At 64.5% G+C, this 20,547-nt stretch carries 14 protein-coding genes; 5 read left to right on the top strand and 9 right to left on the bottom strand.

The features are described from left to right. Position 1: 1 nt before the first annotated feature. A complete protein-coding gene (gene glmU, locus A8V01_RS05740) occupies positions 2 to 1,417 on the bottom strand; it encodes a bifunctional UDP-N-acetylglucosamine diphosphorylase/glucosamine-1-phosphate N-acetyltransferase GlmU (RefSeq protein ID WP_103094974.1) in 1,416 nt (471 codons plus the stop codon). Positions 1,418 to 1,478: 61 nt separating this feature from the next. Between glmU and A8V01_RS05735 the strand changes: the two genes are divergently transcribed. Both A8V01_RS05735 and A8V01_RS05730 read left to right on the top strand, forming a co-directional pair. Beyond that, a complete protein-coding gene (locus A8V01_RS05735; protein ID WP_103094973.1) occupies positions 1,479 to 2,177 on the top strand; it encodes an HAD-IA family hydrolase in 699 nt (232 codons plus the stop codon). A gap of 60 nt (positions 2,178 to 2,237) precedes the next feature. Beyond that, positions 2,238 to 3,116 (top strand): isocitrate lyase/PEP mutase family protein, encoded by an 879-nt coding sequence (locus A8V01_RS05730; RefSeq protein ID WP_103094972.1) that lies wholly within the window; start codon positions 2,238 to 2,240, stop codon positions 3,114 to 3,116. Between the two features lie 22 nt (positions 3,117 to 3,138). Here A8V01_RS05730 and A8V01_RS05725 read toward each other — a convergent pair whose 3' ends face one another. The 6 genes from A8V01_RS05725 to A8V01_RS05700 all read right to left on the bottom strand — a co-directional run bounded on the left by A8V01_RS05725 (position 3,139) and on the right by A8V01_RS05700 (position 13,386). Then, positions 3,139 to 5,970, bottom strand: a complete 2,832-nt coding sequence (locus A8V01_RS05725) for a M16 family metallopeptidase (RefSeq protein WP_103094971.1) — start codon at positions 5,968 to 5,970, stop codon at positions 3,139 to 3,141. Between the two features lie 136 nt (positions 5,971 to 6,106). Then, positions 6,107 to 6,889 (bottom strand): phosphoribosylaminoimidazolesuccinocarboxamide synthase, encoded by a 783-nt coding sequence (gene purC, locus A8V01_RS05720; RefSeq protein ID WP_103094970.1) that lies wholly within the window; start codon positions 6,887 to 6,889, stop codon positions 6,107 to 6,109. Between the two features lie 154 nt (positions 6,890 to 7,043). Further along, entirely contained in the window at positions 7,044 to 7,517 is a 474-nt protein-coding gene (locus tag A8V01_RS05715) for a low molecular weight protein-tyrosine-phosphatase (RefSeq protein WP_103094969.1), read from the bottom strand. Positions 7,518 to 7,549: 32 nt separating this feature from the next. Next, entirely contained in the window at positions 7,550 to 9,409 is a 1,860-nt protein-coding gene (locus A8V01_RS05710) for a response regulator (RefSeq protein WP_103094968.1), read from the bottom strand. After that, complete coding sequence (locus A8V01_RS05705; protein ID WP_103094967.1) at positions 9,399 to 10,265, bottom strand: CheR family methyltransferase; 867 nt, start codon at positions 10,263 to 10,265, stop codon at positions 9,399 to 9,401. Before A8V01_RS05705 ends, A8V01_RS05710 begins: the two co-directional genes overlap by 11 nt. Before the next feature lie 28 nt (positions 10,266 to 10,293). After that, a complete protein-coding gene (locus tag A8V01_RS05700; RefSeq protein WP_103094966.1) occupies positions 10,294 to 13,386 on the bottom strand; it encodes a hybrid sensor histidine kinase/response regulator in 3,093 nt (1,030 codons plus the stop codon). Between the two features lie 252 nt (positions 13,387 to 13,638). Between A8V01_RS05700 and A8V01_RS05695 the strand changes: the two genes are divergently transcribed. The 3 genes from A8V01_RS05695 to A8V01_RS05685 are packed head-to-tail and all read left to right on the top strand — an operon-like array spanning position 13,639 to position 16,699. Further along, positions 13,639 to 15,447: a pilus assembly protein TadG-related protein gene (locus A8V01_RS05695; RefSeq protein ID WP_103094965.1), complete on the top strand. Its 1,809-nt coding sequence runs from the start codon at positions 13,639 to 13,641 to the stop codon at positions 15,445 to 15,447. Then, on the top strand, positions 15,444 to 16,037 hold the full coding sequence (locus A8V01_RS05690) for a TadE/TadG family type IV pilus assembly protein (protein ID WP_245892344.1): 594 nt from the start codon (positions 15,444 to 15,446) through the stop codon (positions 16,035 to 16,037). Before A8V01_RS05695 ends, A8V01_RS05690 begins: the two co-directional genes overlap by 4 nt. After that, a complete protein-coding gene (locus A8V01_RS05685) occupies positions 16,034 to 16,699 on the top strand; it encodes a TadE/TadG family type IV pilus assembly protein (RefSeq protein ID WP_103095065.1) in 666 nt (221 codons plus the stop codon). The genes A8V01_RS05690 and A8V01_RS05685 overlap by 4 nt, the downstream gene beginning before the upstream one ends. A gap of 122 nt (positions 16,700 to 16,821) precedes the next feature. Here A8V01_RS05685 and A8V01_RS05680 read toward each other — a convergent pair whose 3' ends face one another. Together A8V01_RS05680 and A8V01_RS05675 are read right to left on the bottom strand one after the other, a co-directional pair. Next, entirely contained in the window at positions 16,822 to 18,894 is a 2,073-nt protein-coding gene (locus A8V01_RS05680) for a glycoside hydrolase family 97 protein (RefSeq protein WP_245892343.1), read from the bottom strand. Continuing rightward, positions 18,891 to 20,510 (bottom strand): alpha-amylase family glycosyl hydrolase, encoded by a 1,620-nt coding sequence (locus tag A8V01_RS05675; protein ID WP_103094964.1) that lies wholly within the window; start codon positions 20,508 to 20,510, stop codon positions 18,891 to 18,893. Before A8V01_RS05675 ends, A8V01_RS05680 begins: the two co-directional genes overlap by 4 nt. Between the last annotated feature and the right edge of the window lie 37 nt (positions 20,511 to 20,547).

Here is a 20,547-nt window from a genome sequence, read left to right as displayed (position 1 = left end):
CTCAGCCCTTAAGTTCGGCTTTCTTCTTCTTCATTGCATCGTGGAAACGGTCGGCCCAGCCGGGCTTGACCAGCTGTTCCCCACGTACAAGGCGCAGTTCGCCGTCCGCCACATCACGGGTTACGGCGCTACCGGCCGCGACGATAGCGTCTGCGCCGATCTTCACAGGAGCCACCAACGCGCTGTTGGAGCCGACGAAGGCCCGCGCGCCGATCACGGTCTTGTGCTTGAAATAGCCGTCGTAATTGCAGGTAATCGTGCCTGCGCCGATGTTGGCATTCGCACCCACCTCTGCATCGCCAAGGTAGGTGAGGTGGTTCGCCTTGGCGCCTTCGCCCAGCACGGTGTTCTTCATTTCCACGAAGTTGCCGACCTTCGATCCCGCCTTGAGCACTGCGCCCGGACGCAGGCGCGCGTAAGGCCCGATGGCAACGCCGCTTTCCAGTGTCGCGCCTTCAAGATGCGAGAAGGCGTGGATCACCACGTTGTCGGCAACGGTGACGCCGGGGCCGAACACCACGTTGGGTTCCACCGTGACGTCGCGGCCAAGCACGGTATCCCACGCGAAGAACACCGTTTCCGGTGCAATCAGCGTGGCGCCGTCGGCCATGGCCTGGACCCGACGCTTTGCCTGCCAGCGGCCTTCCGCCTCGGCAAGTTCGCCGCGGCTGTTGATGCCGCCCACTTCGTCTGCATCGTCGGTGACGATCACCGCGCAGGCCCGACCTTCAAGAGTGGCGATATTGACGATATCGACCAGATAGTATTCGCCCTGTGCGTTCTCGTTGCCGACCTTGGAGAGCAGGTCGAACAGGTCGGCGGACTTTACCGCCATCAGGCCGGAATTGCACAAGGTACAGGCGCGCTGTTCCTCTGTCGCGTCCTTGTATTCGACCATCATCGCGATGCGCCCGTCATCGTGGGCAAGCACGCGGCCGTACTGCAGCGGGTCTTCAGGCTGGAAGCCGAGCACGACGACCGCCGGGGCATCGGGTGCGTGCAGGCGCGCGATCATGGCGCGCATCGTCTCTTCGCGGACGAAGGGCACGTCGCCGTAAAGGATCAGCACGTCGCCTTCGAAGCCCGCCAGTGCGCTCTCTGCCTGCTGTACGGCATGGCCGGTGCCCAGCTGCGGTTCCTGCACCGCAATCGTGGCACGGCTTCCAAGCGCTTTTTCCAGCTGTTCACGCCCGTGCCCGGCGACCACGACCTGCCGCTGCGGCGCAAGCTGCGCTGCGCTGGCCAGCAGGTGTTCCAGCATCGGGCGTCCGGCAACGGGGTGGAGCACCTTATGCAGATCGCTTTTCATCCGGGTGCCCTTGCCGGCGGCGAGGACGACGATGGCGAGAGGCGCGAGGGGGGCGAGAGGCGCGGCGGGGGCGAGAGGCACGGCGGGGGCGGGGCTGGCAGAAGTCATGGGTGCACTCCTGCCAGCAAATTGTTGCGGTTTCCATCCCGAGCCTGCAAACCTTGCCGCAATGACCAGCTTTCCTTTTCAGATCGTCGGTTTCGACCTCGACGGAACCCTTCTCGACAGTCTTGGCGACCTTGGCCATGCGGTGAACCATGCGCTTGCAATTGAGGGGCGGCGCGCCGTCCCGCGTGAGGAAGTGCGCGGGTTCGTGGGCGGCGGCGCGCGCAAGATGCTTGCCAATGCGCTGGTGGCGACGGGCGGCCCGGTGGACGACGCGCGGTTCGAGGAACTGCATGATGCGCTGCTCGCCTTCTATGAGGCAAACATTGCGGTCGAAACGTGCCTGTTTCCGGGCGGCGCGCAGATGCTGGACGCGCTTGCGGCACGTGGCGTGAAGATTGCGGTGGTGACCAACAAGCTGGAACGGTTCGCGAAGAAGATCTTCGCCGAACTGGGCCTGTCGCATCGGTTCTACACGGTGATCGGCGGCGATACGCTGGGGCCCGGCCGTGCGAAGCCGCGCCCCGACCTGCTGCACCTGATGCTGGAGCGGGGCGGGGAGGGCCGCGCCGCCTATGTCGGCGATACCACGTATGACACCCGCGCGGCTGCTGCGGCGGGGCTTCCCTGCATCGCGGTCAGCTTCGGCTTCAACGACATGCCCCCGGCCGACCTTGGCGCGGCGGCGGTGATCGATCATTTCGACCAGCTCGTGCCTGTGCTGGAGAAGATCGGTAACAACGCAGGGCCGATACCCGCCTGACGCGCTTGCCCGCCCGGCAGCTTCGTGCGAGCCCTTCCTTCAAGAGAGGGAGAGCCGAAGATGCCGACACCGGGTGAAAAGCTGCGCGCGCTGATCGAAAATGGTGAGCATTTCGTGGCCGCCGAGGCTTACAGTGCGCTTACAGGACGGATCGTGCAGCAGGTAGGGTTCAAGGCCGCCTACCTTGGCGGTCATGCCTGTTCGGCGTTTCACTATGCCGTGCCGGACAATGGCATCTTCAGCCAGATCGAGCAGATCGAACAGGCGGGTCGCATCGCGCAGGCCATGGACATCCCTCTGATCGCAGACGCCGATACGCTGGGCGAGACGGTGGCCGATGCGTACCGCTTCACCAAGATGTACGTGGCGGCAGGGATCGCCGGATACCACGTCGAGGATGAGGTGAATCCCAAGCATTCCAAGCACGTGAACGGGCTGTGCTCAATCGAGGAGATGCAGTGCCGGATCGAAGCAGGGGTGAAGGCACGGGGCGATTCGGGCCTTGTCATCATTGCGCGCTGCGATGAACTCTACACCAGTGCCAATGGCGGTGGCGGGACGGGATCGGTGGATGAGGCTATCCGGCGCGGCCGCGCTTATGCAGAGGCGGGGGCGGACGCGGTGGTCTTCGCCAGCGCTCCGCCCGAACAGCAGGCCGAAGTCATCCCGCATATGCCGATCCCGGTTTGCACCCTGGGCTTCAACCTGCCGGATACGCGCTTTACGCTATCGACCGGCTGGGGCTGGGTCTCGGCGGCGGTGAACCACCTGAAGATGGCGCGCGAACTGATGGAGATGGGCTCTGTCGCCAGCGCAATGGATGCCTTCCGCAACTTCCCCGAGAAGTACGACCTGATCGACCAGTCGCTTTACGACGATCTCATCGTCGACTGGGCGGAGCGTACCGGCCAGCAAACGCGGCCGAACCACGCGCGTTGATGCGGATGGCGGGCGATCCGGTCTATTTCGGTTCGGCCACGTCCCTTGGCAGTGCCAGCACCTCAAGCCCGGCCTCGGGCGCAAGATAGCGTTTCGCCATGGCCTGCATGTCCGCCGGGGTAAGGGCCAGCAGCCGTTCGCGCGCTTTCTGGAAGCGGTCTATGCGATCGGGCCGGGTCTGCGCATGTTCGACAAGCGCCATCCAGCCCGCGTTGTTCTTGAGCGCGTTCGACAGACCTTCGACCAGCGGCTGCCGCGCACGCTGGAGGATGTCGGCGCTGACCGGGGCGGCGCGCAATTCGTTCACGACCTGTCGTATCGCCGCGCGCGTGGCGGGAACTTCGGCCACGTCCACCGAAGCATTGACCGAGAAGATACCGTAGCCCTTCCAGTCATGCGACAGCTGGCTGGATGCCGATGGCGAATAGGTCTTGCCCAGCGCCTCGCGCAGCTGGTCGGTCAGTTCGACGCGCATCACCCGTTCGAGCAGTTCGAGCTCCAGCGTTTCGACCGGATCGGCATCATCGCGGGTGGGCCATGTGATGCGCAGCAGCGCCTGATCGGCAGGCCCGGTATGGCGCACGATCCGGGGCTTCCGGTCCTGCGTGAACGTTCGGGGAGGCTGGCCGGACAAGCCGCGGAATGCAGGCTCGCGCGGGGGCAGGGCGCCGAAAGTGCGGGCGACCAGCGCGATCGCCGCGTCTTCGTCGATGTCGCCGACAAGGGCGATCTCGACAGCGCCCCTGGTCAGCCGGTCCCCCATGTCGGTCTTGAGCCGCGCGTAGGACAGGTGGCGGTAGTCCTCCACGTCGCCAAGACTGAAGCGCGGATCGTTATCGCTAAGAATACCCCCAAGGCGCGCGCCAAGGGCGGAGGCGGGAGTGGCGTCCAGCTGGGCGAAGTAGTTGTTGATTGCCTGCCGGTAGCGCACTTCGCCTTCGGGCCGATAGCCGGGATCGGTGATGAGGGCGGCAAGCAGCTGGAGCTGGATTTCAAGATCGCGCGGCGTCGTCGTCACCCGCGAATCGAAACTTGTAGTGCCGCTGGACAGGCCAAGACCGACGCTGCGGCCGGCAAGGATCGTGTCGAGCGCGTCGCGGCTGTGCTTGCCAAGGCCGCCATCGTCCAGATTGGGCACCAGCTGCGTCGCGTGCGGGTTCTCGCGCGTGTTGAGCCGGTCGCCGCCGTCGATGGCAAGGCTTACGCGGACGCGGTCCTTCTCCAGATCGGTCTTGCGCAAGTTCAGCATCACGCCGTTGGCGAAGCGGACTTCACGAATGCCCAGGTCTTCGCGGCGGATATCCGACACGACCTGACCGGCGGGGCCGAATTCGGTATAGGCGAACTGCGCGGTATCGGCGGCTGCTTCTTTCTCGATCTTCGCGCGCATCACGTTGCGCCACGCGTCGCGCAGGGCGCTTTCCCCGCCCTCGGGTGCCTTGCGGCCCTGAAAGCGGATCAGCGGATCGTCGAGCGCCAGCGCCTCTCGCTTGAGCGCGGCAAGCACGGCATCGGGGGTGATCTGCGGCGCAAAGGCTTCGAAGCGCTGCAGGCCCGATTGCGGGGTGGAGGGCACCATCTCGTCATCGACAAGCGAGAGCGCAAGCTGGGTGAGCACCGCATTGCTGCGCGTGGTCTCGGCGGCGGCGGCATTGACGATGCCGGTGCGCACTTGCGCGACCTGTTCGGCCACTTCGGCTGCGGAAAAGCCGTAGGCAAGGGCGCGGCGATACTCGATCCCGGCCGCTTCCAGACCGGCGCGCCACTTGCCGTCGACGGTGTCGATGATGATGCGGGTGGAACGGGCAGTCTCGAATACGTCGCCGGTGCCGAACCCGGCCCCGCGGAACGGCGGTTCGGCGCTGCGGGCAAGGCGCTGCAGGCGGCGGTTGACGATGTCGTAACCGATAGAGCGCAGCAGCGTTTCGCGCCGCTGGGCTATCGAATCCGGCTCATCCTGATAGGCGCCGTTGCGCTGCACCGTCACACGCTCTGAAAGGGCCGGATCGATGTAGGCCGACGTGCGCCCCTTGTCCTTCGCCTTGATCGGGCCGGGAGAAGGCTGGGGCTGCACCGGCTTTGCCGTCCAGTCGTTGAAATGGCGCACGATGCCCGCTTCCACCGCGTCGACATCGAAATCGCCAACGATGACAAGGGTAACGTGGGCGGGCACGTATTCCCGCTCGTAGAATGCGCGCAGCGAGGCGGCGGTGGCGCCGTTCAGCGATGCCGTGGTGCCGATCGGGAAGCGTTGTGCGTATAGCGATCCGGGGTAGAAGAACTGCGTGGTGTCGATCGCGTTGCGCAGGGCCCAGGTATTGCGATCGCGCATTTCGGCGAAGATGACGCCGCGTTCACGTTCCACCGCCTGCTGCGAGATGGTGAGGTTCCCGGCAGTTTCGCGCATCAGCATCAGCGCAGTGTCGAGCAGCGCAGGATCGCTGCGCGGCAGGTCAAGCTTGTAGACCGTGCGATCGAAGCTGGTGGATGCATTGGTGTCAGCGCCGAAGGCCAGCCCTTCCCGTTCGAGCAGGGGGATCATCTGCCCTTCGGGTACACGGCTGGAACCGTTGAAGGCCATGTGCTCGACGAAATGCGCGAACCCCTGTTCCGCAGGGGCTTCGTCAAGCGATCCCGCCTCCACGTTGAGGCGGACCATGGCAGTCCCGGCGGGTGTCGCATTGTGGCGGATGACGTAGCGCATGCCGTTGGGCAGGCGGCCGAAGCGGAACGCCGGATCGACCGGAATGTCGCTGCGTTCGAAGGCCCAGCCGGTGTTCCGGGGCGGGACGTCCTTCGCGGCAAGCGGCATGGGAGCCAGTGCGACTACGAGCGCGATCAGGGAAACTCTCATTACCCCGAGGAGTGCCAAGGGCAGCAAGGGAAGGCAAGCCCGTTCCGCTCCGAGCCCGGTCGGCGCGTGCCCGGATACGAAAAAGGGCGGCGCTCCTGCCGGAACGCCGCCCTTTCAAATCAAGGTGTTGTCAGGCTTACTTGCCGCGCAGCTTGCGGTGCTTGGTAAGGTCCAGAACCTCGCTCGGCCCGGCGTCGTCCTGCAGCAGACCGAGGCGACGCGCGACTTCCTGATAGGCTTCTTCCTCGCCGCCAAGGTCACGGCGGAAGCGGTCCTTGTCGAGCTTCTCGCCGGTGGTCATGTCCCACAGGCGGCAGCCGTCGGGGCTGATTTCGTCGGCCAGGATCACGCGGCTGAAGTCGCCGTCCCAGATGCGTCCGAATTCGAGCTTGAAGTCGACGAGGCGGATGTTGATCGCCGCGAACATGCCAGCCATGAAGTCGTTAACGCGGATCGCCATGGCGGCGATGTCCTGCATTTCGTCATGGTTGGCCCAGCCGAAGCAGGCGATATGCTCTTCGGCGACCAGCGGGTCGCCCAGCGCGTCGTCCTTGTAGTAGTATTCGATCAGCGTGTGCGGCAGCATCTCGCCTTCGGGAATACCAAGGCGCTTGGAGATGGAGCCGGCGGCCACATTGCGCACCACGACCTCGATCGGGATGATTTCCACCTGGCGGACCAGCTGTTCGCGCATGTTGAGGCGGCGGATGAAGTGGTTGGGCACACCGATGTGGTTCAGGCGCGTGAACACATACTCGCTGATGCGATTGTTGATGACGCCCTTGCCCTGGATGGTGCCCTTTTTCTGGGCATTGAACGCGGTCGCATCGTCCTTGAAGTACTGGATCAGCGTGCCGGGCTCGGGGCCTTCGTAAAGGATCTTGGCCTTGCCTTCGTAGATCTGGCGGCGACGGGACATGCGCTTGGGTCCTTGCAAAACGTGCGAAAGAGCAAGCCCCGGCGCTTTATGAAGCCCGGGGCATTCGAGCGCGCATATAATCGAAGCGGGTACAAAAGCAAACTGCGCGCGCGGCAGGGCCATCGGCGGCGACGATGAGCGGGAGAATGCGGTTCTATCTCCCTGTTTTCAGCTGCATCGCCAGATTACGCGCGGCCTCGGTCACTTGTTCCCACGTGGTTTCGAAACCTTCCGGGCCGCCGTAATAGGGGTCGGCCACGTCCTGACCTTCAAGGCCCGGCACCAGATCGAGCAGCAAGGACAGGCGCGCTTCGCTGTCGGATGGCGCGATACGGCGCAAATCGGCGAGGTTGGAGGCATCCAGCGCAATGACGTGATCGAAGCGGTTGAAGTCCTGCGTTTTTACCTGACGGGCGCGATAGGATCTGATGTCGATGCCATGGCGCGCGGCTTCGGCGCAGGAGCGCGGGTCGGGCCCTTTGCCGACATGCCACGATCCGGTCCCGGCCGAATCGACGATGACCTCAACCCCCGCCCGCTCGGCCTCGTGGCGCAGGGCCGCTTCGGCAAGCGGAGAACGGCAGATGTTGCCAAGGCAGACGAACAGGACGGAAGGTACGTGAGGCATGGTTCGGGCGATAGCGCGTACCGTGGCTCAGGTCACTCCGGGATCGGTGCCTTGGCCATTTCGGCAAGTTGCAGCAGCATCGTGCGCACATCGGCCACGACGAAGGGCTTGTTGAGCATCGGACGGCCGGCATGGTCCGCCGGCAGATGCTCTCGGTCATAGCCGCTGACGAAGGCGAAAGGCGTATCGCGCGCAGCAAGAGCATCGGCGACGGGGCCTATCTTCTCGCCGTTGAGATTACCATCGAGCAGGGCAAGGTCGGGTTCGCTGTCGCGGATCATCGCCAGCGCCTGTTCGCAGGACGTCGCCGGACCAATCGCGATGCAGCCGCCGTCCTCGATTTCCATGATCAGTTCCATGGCGACCAGCGGTTCGTCCTCGACCACCAGAATGCGCATCGGCGGCATGGAAGCGGGCGCATCGGATACCGGAGACGGGGCGGGCGGCGGTGGTACAAGCTGTTGCGGGGCCGGCTTGGGCTCTGGTTCAGCAATACCGGCGCCCGGTGCGAGCGGCAGGATCATCGACCAGCGCATGCCTTCGGGTGCGAAGTCCGAGACTATGCGGGCGCCGTCGGAAACCATGCTGTGTTCGATCAGGGTGGAGCCGAAACCGCGCCGCTCCGGCGGCGAGACGGGCGGGCCGCCGTGCTCGCTCCACTCCATCGCCAGCACATCGCGCGTAACCGTCCAGACGAGGCGCACGGTGCCCACCGCATTGGAAAAAGCCCCGTACTTGTGGGCATTGGTGGCCAGTTCGTGGAACACCAGAGAGAAGCGCAGCGCCAGTTCGGGCGGCAGGTCGGCGTCCGGGCCGTCAAGCAGCAGACGGTCCTCGCTCAGTGCTCCGATGGCAACGTGGTCCGCGATAAGGCGCTTGAGGCTTGCGCTTTCCCAAGTCGTGGCGCTGAGCATCGAGTGCGCGCGCGCCAGCGCCTGAAGGCGGCCGGTGAAGGCGTCCTGGAATTCGCGGTGCGACCGGGCATGGCGGAACCCCTGCGAGGCGATCGCCTGGACGGTCGCCAGCGTGTTCTTCACCCGATGGTTGAGTTCGCCGATCAGCAGACGCTGGGTATCCTCGGCACGGCGGCGTTCGGTGATGTCGAGCATCTCGATCATCACGCTGCCGGGGCGCCCCCCTGACGTTATAGGACCAGTGCCCGCAAGCGATGAGCAGTACCACTCACCCTCGCGCAGCACTCCATCGGCGCGGCGATAGCGGTGTTCCTGCATGGCGCGGCGGTCGCCGCCTTCCAGCAGTTCGCCCATGCCCTTCAGGAAGGCTTCACGCCCGCCATTGGGCGGCAGGAAAGGGGCTTCGGACAGAGGAATGCCCAGCACGTCACCGGCGGCATAGCCAAGGGTACGCTCGGCGCTCTTGTACCAGCCGACGATGCGCAAGGTCGAATCGATCTCCAGCACGGCCAGCGGCGAATTGTCGCCATGCGCGCGCAGACGGCCGAGCGCGGCGCCAAGCTCGTCGCGCTGGAAGGCGATTTCGCGGCGCTGGCGGGCCAGCTCGACGAAGACCGCGACCTTGGAGTTGAGCACGGTGATGTCGATGGGCTTGAGCAGGTAATCGACCGCGCCCGTCTCGAACCCGCGGAACTTGCGCCGCTCGTCAGTGGCGACGGCGGTGAGGAAGATGATCGGGACACCGCGCGTGCGCTCGGTCCCGCGCATCAGTTCGGCCAGTTCGAAGCCGTCCATCTCGGGCATCTGCACGTCGAGCAGCGCCAGCGCGAAGTCCTGCCGCAGCAGCAGTTCCAGCGCCTCGAAGCCGGACGATGCGGTGACGAGTTCGACGCCGGGCTGATCCAGCGCGGCTTCCAGCGCGATCAGGTTCTCGCGGATGTCGTCCACCGCGAGGATGCGCACGGGCTCATTCGGCAAAGGCGGCCTCCTGTACGTCATGCGTGGTGCGGCGCCAGATCTTCTCGGTCGGCGCAAAGTCTGCGAAGCATTCCGTCTCGGCCGAGAAGGCGACGGTCTCCTTGGAGCCGAGGCCGAGGAACCCGCCGGGCGGCAGCGACTGGGCGAACAGGCCGAGCGCACGGTCCTGCAATGCGCGGTCGAAATAGATCAGCACATTGCGGCTCGATACCAGCTGGACCTCGGAGAACACCGCGTCGCTGGCAAGGTTGTGGTCGGCGAAGACGGCGCGGCGGCGCAAGGTGGGATCGAACCGTGCGACGTCGTGGTTGGTGGTGTAGTAGTCCGCAAGAGAGCCCTTGCCGCCCGCGTCGCGGTAATTGCGCGAGAAGCCGGCGATGCGCTCGATATCGAAAATTCCCGCCTCAGCCTTGGCGAGCGCCGGGCGGCTGATGTCGGTGCAATAGAACATCGTGCGGTCCTCCAGCCCCGCCTCGCGGAACAGGATGGCGAGCGAGTAGAATTCCTCCCCGTTGGCGCAGCCCGCAATCCACACCTTGATCGTCGGCCAGGTGGCGAGGTGGGGGATGACGTTCTCGCGGATCGCGCGGAAGTATTCGGGATCGCGGAACATGTCGCTGACCTGGATGGTCAGGAAGCCGATCAGCACCGGCAGGCTCTGCGGATCGTGAAGGATCACGTCGAGCAGGCCGGACAAGTGCGCCACGCCGAAATGCGCCTGCGCGCGCTCAAGGCGGCGCAGCAGCGAGGCGCGCGAATAATCGCGAAAATCGTACTGATAGCGCCGCCAGATAGCCTCGACGATGAGGTCCAGCTCGATATCGTTCAGGCTGTCGCCGGAGCGGATGACCATCATCGCCCCTGTTCCATATCACCCAACCTCGTCATCGCGGCATCCACACGCGCACGAGGCTGAGCAGCTTGTCCACGTCGAGCGGCTTCGACAGGTAGTCGTTTGCGCCGGCGTCGATGCATTCGCGGTGGTCGCGCTCCATGGCCTTGGCGGTCAGCGCGATGATCGGCAGGCGCGACCACTGCGGATCCTTGCGGATTTCCTTCATGCAGGTGAGGCCGTCCATCTCGGGCATCATCACGTCCATCAGCACGAGGTCGACCGGCGCGCCGTCGCTGTCGGCGCTGCGTGCCAGTTCGTTCAGCGCCTCGATCCCGTTGCGGGCGATGCGTACCGCGACGCCGTGGGGTTCCAGCACCGAAGTGAGGGCATACACGTTGCGGATATCGTCCTCGACGACAAGGATCTGGCGGCCCTCCAGCGCCTGATCGCGCCCCAGCGAGCGGGCCAGCAGCTGCTGCTTTTCCTGCGGAAGTTCCGAAACGACCTGATGGAGAAACAGCGTGACCTCGTCGAGCAGGCGTTCGGGGCTCTTTGCGCCCTTGACGATGATCGACTTGGAATAACGCCGCAGCCGCATCTCCTCTTCCGGTGAAAGGTCGCGGCCGGTGTAGACGATCACCGGCGGGAAGCCGACGCTCTCGTCGTGCGACAGGCGTTCGAGCAGGTCGAGCCCCGACATGTCGGGCAGGTTGAGGTCGAGCACCATGCAGTCGAACGTGTCGGTGCCGAGGCTGCCCAGGCATTCGGCGGCGGAATGGACTTCCACCGTCTCCACATCGCGCGAGGCGAGGAGATGGTGGATCGCCTCGGCCTGCTGCGCGTCGTCTTCGACCACCAGCACGCGGCGCAGGCGCTGGGCCATGCGTGCTTCCAGCCCTTCGAGCATGTCGACCAGGGTATCGCGGCTGACCGGCTTGAACAGGTAGCCGACCGCGCCGCTGGCAAGCGCCGCATGGTCGTCATGGTCGGCCGAGACGATATGAACCGGGATGTGGCGGGTGCGGGTGTCACGCTTGATGCGATCGAGCACCGAAAGCCCAGTGTGATCGGGCAGGTGCATGTCAAGGATGACCGCCTGCGGCAGATATTGGCGCGCAAGCAGCGCACCTTCGTCGGCGGTTCCGGCGATGAGGCACGAGAAGCCGACTTCGTGGGCAAGGTCGGCCAGAATGCCCGCGAACGCCGGATCATCCTCGACGATGAGGATCACGCGCGAATCGCCGGACAGGGTCTCGCGATCGTCGGAGATAACTGCGGCGCGGCGCGGCGCCGTCGGAACGGGCGTCGGTGATGTGGCAGGCGGGGTGGGCGAGGAGCGGCGCACCTGTTCGGGGGCAGCTTCGGCGTCGAAGTGTTCGGGCAGGGTGATGGTAAAGGCGCTGCCCTTGCCGGGCTCGCTCTCCAGCGAGATCGTGCCGCCCAGCAACTGCGACAATTCGCGCGAGATCGACAGGCCAAGGCCGGTTCCGCCGTACTTGCGGGCGATGCCGCCGTCGGCCTGGCGGAAGGCTTCGAAGATGGCGCCCTGCTTGTCGGCGGGGATGCCTGTGCCGGTATCGCGCACGGTGAAGGCGACATTCCCGGCGGCGCGGCCCACTTCGATGGCAACGTGGCCGCGTTCGGTGAACTTGATCGCGTTCGACAGGAAGTTCTTGAGCACCTGCTCAAGCCGCAGCGGATCGGTTTCGATTTCGCCTGCAACATCGGGGATGCGCAGTTCGAGGCCGCGCTTGGCGGCAGCGCCGGCGAAGGTATCGCGCAGCTTGGCGAGGAGGGCAGAGACTGGGACGGCGCGCGGTTCCAGTTCCAGCTTGCCCGCCTCGATCTTGGAAATGTCGAGCACATCGTTGATCAGGGCCAGCAGGTCGTTGCCCGACGTCTCGATCGTCTCGGCGAAACGGACCTGTTCGGATGAAAGGTTGCCGCCGCGATTGTCGGCCAGCAGGCGTGCCATGATCAGCAGCGAATTGAGCGGGGTGCGCAACTCATGGCTCATGTTGGCGAGGAATTCGCTCTTGTAGCGGCTCGCCTGTTCCAGATCCTCGGCCTGCCCGCGCAGCATTGCCTGGGCGCGGGTCAGCTCGTCGCGCTGGGCTTCGAGCGAGGTGGCCTGTTCTTCAAGCTGGGCGTTGGAGCGTTCAAGCTCCGCCTGCTGCGCTTCGAGTTCGGTCTGGGAATTCTGCAGCGCCTTGGCCTGCGCTTCGAGTTCATCGTTGGTGGCGCGCAGTTCCTCGCTCTGGTTGGCGAGTTCTTCGGCCTGCTGCTGGGTTTCGGACAGCAGGTGCTCAAGCCGGGCGCGATACTTGGCGGCGCGCAGCGCCAGCCCGACAGAGCCGGACACCGTTTCAATGAAACGGGGCGCGTCTTCGGGCTGGGCTTCGGGCGCGTCTAGAAAGCCGAGCTCGATTACCGCGTTGACCTTGCCGTCGATCGCGGTGGCGCCCAGCACCAGCCGGTCGAGCGGTGCCTGGCCCAGCGCACTGCCGAACGCAAGATAGCCCGCAGGTGCCTTGGCGATCGTGCGGGTGCGGCCGTCGCGGATCACTTCTGCCAGCAGCCCGTCGTCGTGGGAGAGTTCATCGGGGATGTCGGCGCCCTTGGGCACACCGTAGCTGGCGGCGCGGCGGAATGCTCCGTCCTCGTTGACGTAGATGACCCCGGCCGCCGCACCGAAGCGGTCGACAAGGAATGTCACCAGCCGGTGCGAAAGGTCCGCCAGCGCAAGGTTGCCGGCGGTTTCACGGGCCAGCTTCGCCTCGCCTTCGCGCAGGGCCTGCAGGGCGCGGGTGGAATTGCGGTAGCTGATGAAAACGGCGCCGATCCCGGCCAGCGTCAGGTTGGTGATGGTGCCAAGCGTGCGGTTGATGAGCGCGACTTCCTTGGCGACGCCATCGGGCGCCAGCTGGTAGCCGATGATGACGAGCACGGTCGTGGCGGCGGCGACAGCCACCGGCACCAGGCGGTGCGGCGCCAGATAGGCCAGCACGGTCGGCAGCAGGTAGATGACCCAGATCGATGTGCCCAGTGGGAAGGACGTATCGGCGATGAAAGTCAGACCGATTACGATGGGCAGCAGGATGTAGAGCAACTTGGAAGCTTCAAGTCCGCGGGCGGTCGCCATTCACTCGTCTCGCGGGGGCACAAAACCGCTGTAATGCAGGCCGCTCCCCCATTACGCGCGGCCCTCGGATCGGGTGGAACAACGCCGGAAAATCAGGTTGGTTCCCGTATGCGGAATTTTATTTGCCCACTCGTCGCTCGTGGTTGCGTTGCGGAGCCGGGCCGACGGGGGCATGCGCGAAAACTTCTTTAAGACATTGCTGGTATCGGCGAGGGATTATCGGGGCAATTCCAAGAGCGAGCGTGGTTTACAATGCGTCAAGCATGCCAATTTCCTGCCAAGATCGTTCGCGGCACCGTGCGTGATCTGCTGCGCGACGTGCTGCGCGATCGGGGCGGCAATATCCTGCCCATCGCAGCGATCGGCATGCTGGTGGCGGCAGTGGTGGTCGGATCGGCCGTGGATCTCAGCCGCGATTACCTTGTGCGCCAGCAGCTTCAGTCGGCTTGCGATGCGGGTGTGCTGGCGGGCCGGCGCACGGTGACGACCGCCGGTTTCGATGACGCGTCCAAGAAAGTGGCGAAAGCCTACTTCGACACCAATTTCAGCGATGCGCAGCAGGGCACTCGCTCCACCGTGTTCAACCCGGTTTCGACCGACAACGGGCAGACCATCACCGGCACGGCGACAACGTTGCTCGACACTCTTCTGATGCGCATCTTCGGCAAGATGACCTTCGACATCCAGGTGACCTGCGCCAGTTCGATGGGCGTGGGCAATTCCGATATCATGATGGTGCTCGATACCACGGGATCGATGGACTTCACGCTTTCGGGCTCTTCGCAGAAGCGTATCGATGCGCTGCGTTCGGCGATGCGCAACTTCTACACCACGATCTACAACGCCACTGCCAACAGCAATGCGCGGGTACGTTATGGCTTCGTGCCGTTCAGTTCGACAGTCAATGTCGGCAAGCTGCTGACCGATGTCAGCAAGAGCTACATCGTAGACAGCTACGCCTACCAGTCGCGCGCTTACGAACTCGATGATTCGGGTAGCAGCGACTACACCAGCGACTGGGTGCGCTACTCCAACGACAGCTGGACCTACAAGAGCAGCTGCACCAATAACATGCCTTCGGATGAGAACTTCGGCGACTACTCCTCCGGAGGGTCGAAGTATCAGCGCAAGATCGAGTATTCCTGCAGGCAGCCGAATAACAGCAGCAAGTACGCGATCTACTGGCATTATCTCTATCGGCCCTGGGTGATGCGCTATCATCAGCGCACGTTCTCGACGAGCAGCTTCAAGAAGTTCAACTCGGTCAACACCGATACCGGCAATGGCGGCGCCAACGTGTCTTCGACCTGGGACGGCTGCATCCAGGAACGCGACACCGTCGCCCAGTCGACCTTCAAGTATTCCGCCACCAGCGGGATCACTCCGGCGGGCGCGCTGGACCTCGACCTTGATTCGGCGCCCACGTCCGACGACAAGACGAAGTGGCGTCCGCTCTGGCCGGAAGTCTCGTACCGCCGCTGGACCGACAACGGATACTACACCACGGCGACCACGAACAACGGCGGCTCCGGGGGGGACTATTGCCCGGTCGAGGCGCGGCTGCTTTCGACGATGTCGCAAAGTGAATTCAACACGGTTGCCGATTCGCTGGTCGCGGTTGGCGGTACATATCTTGATATCGGCATGATCTGGGGCGGGCGCCTGATGTCGCAGCAGGGCATGTGGTCCACGCTGAACAGTGACGAGCCCAGCAACGGCGGCAAGGTTTCGCGTCACCTCATCTTCATGACCGACGGCGAGATGGAGCCCAACTACACCATCGCGCAGGCATGGGGCATGGAATACTGGGACCGCCGCGTCACCAGCGACGGGTCCACCGACGATGCCAAGCGTCATACCCAGCGCTTCCTTGCATCGTGCGAGGCGATCAAGGCCAAGGGCATCCGCGTATGGGTGGTGGCTTTCACGTCCACGCTCAGCACTGACCTGACGACCTGCGCCTCCGACGACAGTTCCTTCACCGCAAGCAGCTCGGCGGATCTTAATGCCGCGTTCCAGGAGATCGCCAAGCAGGTCGGCGAACTGAGGGTTGTGCAGTGAGCTTGCGCGATCGCATCCTTCGCCTGCGTGCGGCCGAGCAGGGTTCGGCGGTGATCGAATTCGCCGTCGCCGCGCCAGTGCTTCTGCTGCTGCTGATCGGCATCTACGACATGGCGCACCGTGCCTATCTTACCGCGATCCTGCATGGCGCGGTGGAGGAAGCGGCACGGCAGGACGGGCTGGAAAGCGCCGATAACGCCAAGGCGGATGCCTATGTGGAGGCGATGGTCAAGCGCGTGGCACCGGGCGCCGATGTCAAGTTCAAGCGGCTGAGCTACTACGACTTCGCCGATCTCAAGCGCGCCGAGACGTGGAACGACAAGAACGCCAACGGCCGGTGCGACAATGGCGAGGCTTACACCGACGAGAACCGCAACGGCAAATGGGACGCCGATATCGGCACTGAGAATGAGAGCGGCGGCAACGACGTGGTGCTCTATACTGCGACGGTGACTTATACACCGGTGTTCATCGTGCCGTTCATGCCCAATTCGACCAGCCAGCGCACGCTGACCGCCAGCACGGTTCACAAGAACCAGCCTTACGAGCTACAGGCCAAGTACGGATCGGACGCGGGCACATGTTCATGATCGCACGCTTCGCACGGCGCTTTGGCGGGCGGCTGCGCAAGGATGAGCGTGGCGTGTCCTTCATGGAATTCGCGCTGATTCTGCCGATCATCGTGACCATGGGGTTTTACGGGACCGAACTGGCATGGATGGCGATGATCAACATGCAGGTCGCCCAGATCGCCACGTCGGTGGCCGATAACGCCTCGCGTCTCGGCCAGACAGACAACAGCGCCGTTACGCCCACCGTCACCGAAACGATGGTGGATTCGGTGATGTCCGGTGCGCTGGTGCAGGGATCATACTTCAATTTCGAGGCGAACGGACGGATCATCCTGTCCAGCCTTGAGCGCGATAGCGCCACCGGGCGCCAGTTCATCCACTGGCAGCGCTGCCGCGGCAACCTGAAGGTCAATTCGCAGTACGGAACGGCGGGCAAGGGGCTGACCGGGTCGACGATCGCCGGAATGGGGAACCCGAACATCGCCGCCGTGGCAGGGTCTGCCGTCATGTACGTCGAAGTGAACTATACCTATCAGCCGCTGTTCGGTAGCTGGTTCGTCGGCCAGCCCAACTTCCGCCGCGAGGCTGCCTACATCATCCGCGACGATCGCAACCTTGGCACCAGCACCGGCAGTGGCGTGACGCCGGGCACAAGCACGGCAAAGTCGCTTTGCACCTGAGCGTTTTGCCTGACCCTTCGACAAGCTCAGGGTAAGCGGGGACAAGAGATATACCTCTCAAACACCGCTCGGCCTGAGCCTGTCGAAGTCCGATTGCCTGTCCGACTTTCTGCCCTGCCGCCTTACTTCGGCTCCAGCCGGATCGCGGTGCCGCCGCCGGGGGCCAGCCACACGTCCAGCGTATCGCCCTTCTTCACCGTGCGGGTGTCATAGGCGATGTTGTGGCGCGCTTCGGTTTCGTAAGTCGCGCCTTCGCCGTCCTTCCAGACGCTGGCCTTGTAGGTCTTGCCTGCTTCGAGGAAATCGAACTTCAGCGTCACGGTGCGCGCCGTCGCATCGTTCACGCCGCCCACGAACCAGCGCGGCGAAGCGCGGTCCTTGCGTGCGAAGATCGCGTAGTCGCCCACTTCGCCTGCGATCAGGTGGCTTTCGGCCCAGTCTGTCGGCACGCTTTCGATGAAGTTCATCTCGCGCGGGTACTTGTCGAGCTGCTCGATGAAGTCCGCCGCCATCTGGATCGGCGAATAGAGCGCAAGGTACAGCCCCAGCTGCTTGGCCAGCGTAGAGGCGAGGGGGCCTTGCGCGCCTTCGAGGCTCAGCACGCCCGGCGTGAAGTCCATCGGCCCCGACAGCATGCGGGTGTAGACCAGGGTGGGTTCATGCTCCGGCCCGTTGGCGAACTTGCCCCATGCATTGTATTCCATGCCGCGCGCGCCTTCGCGTGACACCCAGTTGGGGTAGGTGCGGCGAAGGCCGGTGTCCTTCACCGGTTCGTGCGCGTCGATGGCGATGTGGTGCCTTGCGGCATCCTCGACGACGGCAAGGTGATGTTCGACCATGCGCTGTCCGTCATGCCATTCCATGCGCAGCGGACCGACCGGCGCCCCGGGATGGTCGGTGTTGGCGATGATCCCGCCATGATCGGCAACGTAGCCGGTCTTCACGGTATCGACGCCCAGCTTCTGGTAGAGCGCGAAACCGGCGTCCATGTTGGCTTCGTAGTTGGCGATGTTGCCGCCGGTTTCGTGGTGACCGATCAGCTTGACGCCCTTCTTCGCGGCGTACTTCGTGATTGCATCGATATCGAAGTCAGGCGTCGGCTGCGTGAAGCTGAATTCGTCGCCGTGGCCGAACCAGTCGCCGTTCCAGCCCTTGTTCCAGCCCTCTACCAGCACGCCGCGGAACTTGTGCTTCGCGGCATAGTCGATGTACTGCATCGTGCGCGCGGTGGTGGCGCCGTGCTTGGGCCCTTCGGCCCAGGTCCAGTCGTTGCGGATCATGCCCCACCAGATGCCGATGTAGCGGCCCGGCTTCACCCAGCTGACATCGCCCAGCTTGTTCGGCTCGTTGAGGTTCAGCTCCAGATCGTTGTCGACCAGCCCCGCCGCATCGTCGGCGATGCGCACCGTGCGCCAGGGCGTGGCGAAAGGCAGGTCGCGCACGACCTTCGCCCCGCGCGAGGAAGGCGAGAGCGTGGTGCGGAAGGTTTGTCCGCTGGCGCGCTTGAACCAGTATCCGGCGTAATCGACCAGCGCCGCTTCGTGGAACGACAGGTGCGTTCCGTCCTCCAGCTTCATGGTGATCGGGGTGTGTGCGGTAGAGACGGCATCGATCGGGGTCTGCTGATAGACCTGCTCGTACCGGTTCCATTCGCCGCCGGGAATCCACCATGCCTGCCCCTTGGGGACGATGTCGAACTCGGTCGTCTCATCGGCGATGTTCATCGTCTTGAGGCCGGGCTGTTCGGGCAGTTCGTAGCGGAAGCCTATGCCGTTATCGAACAGGCGGAAGGTCACGTTCATCAGGCGCGCGCCCTGCAGGGGGTTCTGCCTGAAGCGCACGGTAACCTGGTTGTACTTGTCCTTGACGAAGCGGCGCTCGCCCCAGGGCTGCTCCCAGGTGTCGTCGCCCTTCGCGGTGCTGTTGCCCTCGATTGCGAAGCCGCGAGTCATGTTCAGGCCATCGGTCAGGATGAAGCCCAGCTTGCTTGGTGCGATCAGCAGCTTGCCCTTGCGGGTAAGCGACCAGGTCGGGCGGCTGTCGTTGTCGGTGGTGACCGTCAGGACGATCGAGCCGTCCGGCGATGCTGCGGTGACGGTGGGCTTTTCCTGCGCGATTGCAGGCGCGGCGATGACGATGCCGCCAAGTACCGAGATACCTGACAGTGCAGTCATGAACGGGGCGAGCGGCTTCATGCCGTTTCTCCTTCGATGATCCAGATGCCGCCCCATGCAGGGAGCGAGCCGGGGGTGGCGTCATTGACGGCGGCAAGAACCCTGCCGTCGGTCGGAATGTCTGCGGGCCATGCTGCGGGCAGGGCGCTCATGTTGACCACGGCCAGCACGCTGCGCCCTTCAAGCGCGCGGCGCAGCACAAGGCGCGTTTCATCGGCGACAAGCACTTGCGCACTGCCTCGGCGCAAAGACACATCGACGGCGCGCAGCTGCAGCAGGTGGCGCGTCAGGTTGAGCAGCGATGCGGGGTCGGCCTCCTGCCGGTCCACCGCGCGCGAAAGGTTCTGCTCGCTCAGCGGCAGCCAGGGCTTCGCGGCGGTGAAGCCGCCATGCTCGCTCTGCGCCATCCACGGCAGCGGGGTGCGCACGCCATCGCGTGACAGGGTGAGCGGCCAGTTGGCGATCGCTTCGGGATCCTGCAGCATTTCGAACGGAATCTCGTCCTGCAACAGTCCCAGTTCCTCGCCCTGGAACAGGATCGGATTGCCGCGCAGCGACAGCAGCAGCAGCGTCTTCATCCGGGCGAAGGCGTCGATCTGGTCGGGCGCGCACCAGCGGGAGAGGGCGCGGGGGGCATCGTGATTCTCGAACGCCCAGCTGGGCCAGCCGGTGCCGGGCTCGTCCGGCCAGTAATCCTGCGCGGCGGCGATACGCTGCGGGGTCAGGTTCTCGGCATAAAGGAAATCGAAGCCATAGGCGCTGTCGAGCCGCCCGGGCCCTTGCGTGAAGGTCTTCATCTCCTCGCCCGCGCGGGCGCCGCCCACTTCGGCCAGCGAATACGTGTCGGGGTAGGAGGCGATCAGCGCCTGCAGCCGCTCGATGAACTTCAGGATGTCCGGGTGCGACTGGTTATAAACCTGCAACTGGAAATCGTATGGCCGCGTGCGCGGCTTTCCGGCGTCGGGCGCGGGCGGATTGTTGCGCAGCATCGGATCGTGCATCGAATGGTTGAGCGCATCGATGCGGAAACCCGAAACACCGCGGTCCAGCCAGAACTTCGCCACGCCCAGCAGGGCTTCCTGCACCTCGGGGTTATGGCAGTTGAGCTGGGGTTGCTCGGCCAGGAAGTTGTGCATGTAATACTGCCCGCGCCGCGCATCCCAGCGCCATGCGGGACCGCCGAACACGGACTGCCAGTTGTTGGGCGGGGAACCATCGGGCTTCGGATCGGCCCAGACATACCAGTCGCTGCGGGCATTGCTGCGCGATGCGCGGCTTTCGGCAAACCACGGGTGCCGGTCGGACGTATGGGCATAGACTTGGTCGATGATGATCTTGAGGTTCAGCTCCTTCGCACGAACGACAAGGGCGTCGAAATCCTCCAGCGTGCCGAACATCGGGTCGATCGCACAGTAGTCGGAAATGTCGTAGCCGAAGTCGGCCATCGGCGACTGGTAGAACGGCGAGATCCAGATCGCCTCCACGCCCAGCCGCGCAACATGGTCGAGCCGGGCGGTGATGCCGGGCAGGTCACCGATGCCGTCGCCGTTGGAATCAGCGAAGCTGCGCGGGTAGATCTGGTAGATCGCCGCGCCGCGCCACCATGGGGCCGTGGATGAGGTTTCAGGGTTCGTCATGGCGTTCTTTCGGTGCGTCCAGGTGCCGTTAGGTGCC

Origin of the sequence: Novosphingobium guangzhouense, assembly GCF_002896965.1 — a bacterium.
Taxonomy (GTDB): Bacteria; Pseudomonadota; Alphaproteobacteria; order Sphingomonadales; family Sphingomonadaceae; genus Novosphingobium; species Novosphingobium guangzhouense.
This window is presented reverse-complemented; position numbering and strand designations above follow the sequence as displayed.